Origin of the sequence: Plectonema radiosum NIES-515, assembly GCF_025753815.1 — a bacterium.
GTDB classification, from domain to species: Bacteria; Cyanobacteriota; Cyanobacteriia; order Cyanobacteriales; family Nostocaceae; genus Hassallia; species Hassallia radiosum_A.
In genome coordinates this window covers 1-3,664 of sequence record NZ_JAOWRF010000080.1, presented here as the reverse complement: position 1 = coordinate 3,664, position 3,664 = coordinate 1, and the positions used below count along the sequence as shown (strand labels likewise).

The 3,664-nt window shown below is 44.0% G+C and carries 2 protein-coding genes; both read left to right on the top strand.

Going from position 1 to position 3,664, the window contains the following annotated elements; all coding sequences use genetic code 11:
• Positions 1-248: 248 nt before the first annotated feature.
• Positions 249-2,222 (top strand): serine/threonine phosphatase, encoded by a 1,974-nt coding sequence (locus OGM63_RS05070; RefSeq protein WP_263744411.1) that lies wholly within the window; start codon positions 249-251, stop codon positions 2,220-2,222.
• A gap of 145 nt (positions 2,223-2,367) precedes the next feature.
• Positions 2,368-3,654: an FHA domain-containing serine/threonine-protein kinase gene (locus OGM63_RS05065; protein ID WP_263744410.1), complete on the top strand. Its 1,287-nt coding sequence runs from the start codon at positions 2,368-2,370 to the stop codon at positions 3,652-3,654.
• Positions 3,655-3,664 lie beyond the last annotated feature (10 nt).

The following is a 3,664-nucleotide window of genomic DNA, read 5'->3' as shown; positions in this document are numbered from 1 at the left end:
CCCCAAACAATCAAGATTTAAATATGGGCGATCGCTAACTTTTAATGGCAGGTTATTTTGAAATATAGGCAAGCCTATATTTCACATATTTATAAAATATGCGTAAGAATTAATACTGTCACGAAAATTCACTGTTGACACCACCATATTTTGTCGGTCTACTATAACCAGCCGACATTTATTTGTGGCAATGCATGAATTGTACTGGTCAGAAGCACCCCAGGAACGGGAATTAAGGAACTTCCACAATGCTGATTTGCCCCCAGTGTAAATTTGAAAACTCTAATACCAACAAGTTCTGTCAAAACTGTGGCACGTCCTTGACGCAAAAGGTCTGTCCAAAATGCAGTAGCGCTGTGGCTGTAAATGCAGAACGATGTCACAACTGCGGCACGGAATGCGGCACAATTTGGTGGGCAATTATTGCGAAGGAAGAGAGTTTAGTCGAGGAAGTTAAGGAAAGTGAACCCGAAGATCAAAAGATAAAAAGCTTAGAAGATGATTCTGCCCTTGTTTTTTCTTCGTTAATCGGCTCCTCTGAACTCCCGGTTGGCTCTTATTTAGACTCGCAAGAGCGCTATCAATTGTTAGATCCGCTACCAGCAGTATTGCAAGCTGCGGCTAATACTGAGGTGTGTGTGAGAGTTTTAGACTGCCAACCATATCAAGTGTCGCCGTTAGTGGCAATACTAGGAAATCAGCAAAACAGTTTGATTTTGCCGTCAACCGAAGCAGCCAGAATTCCTAGCCTCGCTAAAGCTTATATTGCTTTGCAACCAGGGTCTCACCCAGAAATACCATCGATTCACGATGCATGGCTGGAAAACCAGATGCAGGTGGTACTCATTGAAAACCGATCGCATTGGCAACATTTAGTCGAATTATGGCAAGATGATACGATAAGTTCGTTACAAATAGTACATTGGTTTTATCAGATGACCCTACTCTGGGCGCTATTAGAACCACTGAATTGTCGTCAAAGTCTATTGGAGTTATCGAATCTGCGCTTGGATGAAGACCAGACGTTGGCACTAGAAAAATTATACGTAGAAAAAGATAGAAATAATTCAGCTGAGTTGCCAGAAAATGCCGAACAACCTTTGAAAATTGAAGCTTTGGGGCGTATTTGGCAGGCGTTATTTAGACAGTCGCAACGCACTCAATCTGGCTCTGTGATCCAGTTGTTGGGGGAGATTGAGTTAGGTAAGATTGAAACGATAGGGAGATTGCGATCGCGTTTGGAGGCGATCGCCACAGAACTGGAACCAACCACAACCGCAACTGACTCAGCAGAAGAACATAATCCATCGCCTACTATTCTGCAATTAGACTACACAGAAGATACTGCTGGTAGAGGCGATGATATGCCAACAGTGGTGCTGCCGATGCAGTTAATCAGCCTAGAAGATGCAGGACGCAGCGAGGTTGGGCGTCAACGCCAACACAATGAAGACTTTTTTGGTGTTGAAACCAAAATTAACAAATTAGAGTTGCCCAAAAACCGAGCCTTGCAAGCGCGTGGTTTATATATTCTCTGCGATGGAATGGGGGGACACGCTGGTGGTGAAGTCGCTAGTGAGTTGGCAGTTACCACTTTGCGACAATACTTCCAAAAACATTGGCTTTCTAACCAACTCCCAACTGAAGACAGCATCGCTGAGGCAGTACTTTTAGCAAATCAGGCAATTTACGATGTTAATCAACAAGATGCGCGTTCTGGTGTCGGTCGCATGGGCACTACCTTGGTAATGCTTTTAATCCAAGACACTCAAGCCGCAGTTGCTCATGTGGGGGATAGTCGCTTGTATAAGCTAAGTCGCAAGGAAAAACTTCAACAAATAACGGTAGATCACGAAGTCGGTCAACGGGAAATTGCTCGTGGAGTAGAACCAAGTTTAGCTTACGCTCGCCCAGATGCTTATCAACTTACTCAAGCTCTTGGTCCACGAGACCAAAACTTGATCCATCCCGATGTGCAATTTTTAGAGATCAATGAAGATACACTCTTCATCCTCGCTTCGGACGGTTTATCAGATAATGATTTACTAGAAACTCATTTTTCTACTCATTTAGAGCCGCTGCTAAGTTATGGTGCTAACCTCGAACGCGGAGTCCGAGAGTTAATTGATTTGGCGAATCAACACAATGGTCATGACAACATTACTGCTGTACTCATCCGGGCGAAAGTCCGTCCCTACGTCGAAGGTCAAAACAATGCTTAAGGGTTAGAAGTTGTAGAGACGCTCTTTGTATCGCGTCTCTAGGAAGAGCAAAGTTAAGAATTAGCTATTTTTTTGTCAACCAACCACCAACTACCAACTACCAACAATTTCTCATCCTTTTACCCTTTACCTTTTAACTTATATTGTGGTTACTCTGACCCTCTTAGAAGCCCAAGAAAAAACGCCGCTCAAGCAGTGGTGCTTTAAAGACTGCTCCGTAATTCGGATTGGTCGAGCGGCAGATAATCACGTTGTTTTAACTGATAATTTAGTTTCTCGGTATCATCTAGAACTTAGGCAAATTAATTCTGGCAACAATGGTGCTTCTTGGCAGGTCATCAGTCAAGGCACAAATGGCACTTTCCTCAATAGTCTCTTGGTGACACAGAGTTTGCTGCCAGATAATTCTTTGTTGCAATTGGCACAGGGCGGACCGCTACTCAAATTTGAAATTCAGCCAATAAAATCACCCGCTCCTAAATTTGCAGGAAAAGAAGTTGGCGAAACCGAAGCAACTGCTAAGAGTTTGCCAGAAATACTGAGTGCAAAAACTCCTGCAACTTCACGCTCAACTTGCACCCACGAAGGTAATTCTCCTAAAAATGTATTTTGCATCCACTGCGGTCAACCGCTGACAGTGCAAAAGATAATTCGCTACTATCAGGTGTTGCGGACACTGGGACAGGGAGGTATGGGAACTACCTATCTCGCTTGGGATGCAGCGGGTTGGATTGCTGGATACCCGCAATTGCTGGTGTTGAAGCAAATGAATGCTGATATGGCAAAAATAGCCAAGGCTCAAGAATTATTTGAACGGGAGGCGTATACTCTCAAATCCCTGAGTCATCCAGGAATTCCCAAGTATTACGACTTTTTTGTCGATAGTGGCAAAAAATATCTGGCAATGGAATTAGTCCACGGTCAGGATTTAGAAAAATTAGTTTACACCACAGGACCTGTGACGCCTTCTCGTGCGATCGCCTGGATGATCCAAACCTGTGACATATTAGATTATCTCCACAAACAAGATCCACCACTAATTCACCGCGATATTAAACCCGCTAACCTGATGGTGCGAAGTTCTAATAATCAAATAGTGGTGCTGGATTTTGGTGCTGTGAAAGAAATTGGCACTGCACCGGGTACTCGCATTGGAGCAGAAGGTTATTGCGCTCCCGAACAAGAGCGAGGACAGCCCTTGACACAATCCGATTTGTATGCAATCGGACCTACATTAATTTTTTTACTGACAGGTGAAAATCCTTTTAAGTTTTACCGTCAGCGGGGTCGAAATTTCCGATTTGATTTGGCAAGCGTTCCCACTTTTACTCCGAAATTAAAAGAGGTTGTTGACCGCGTTACAGAACCACTGCCACGCGATCGCTACCAAACTGCGAAAGAACTCGCTGCTGCGTTAGCTACTTGCCAATAGGGGGAGTAGG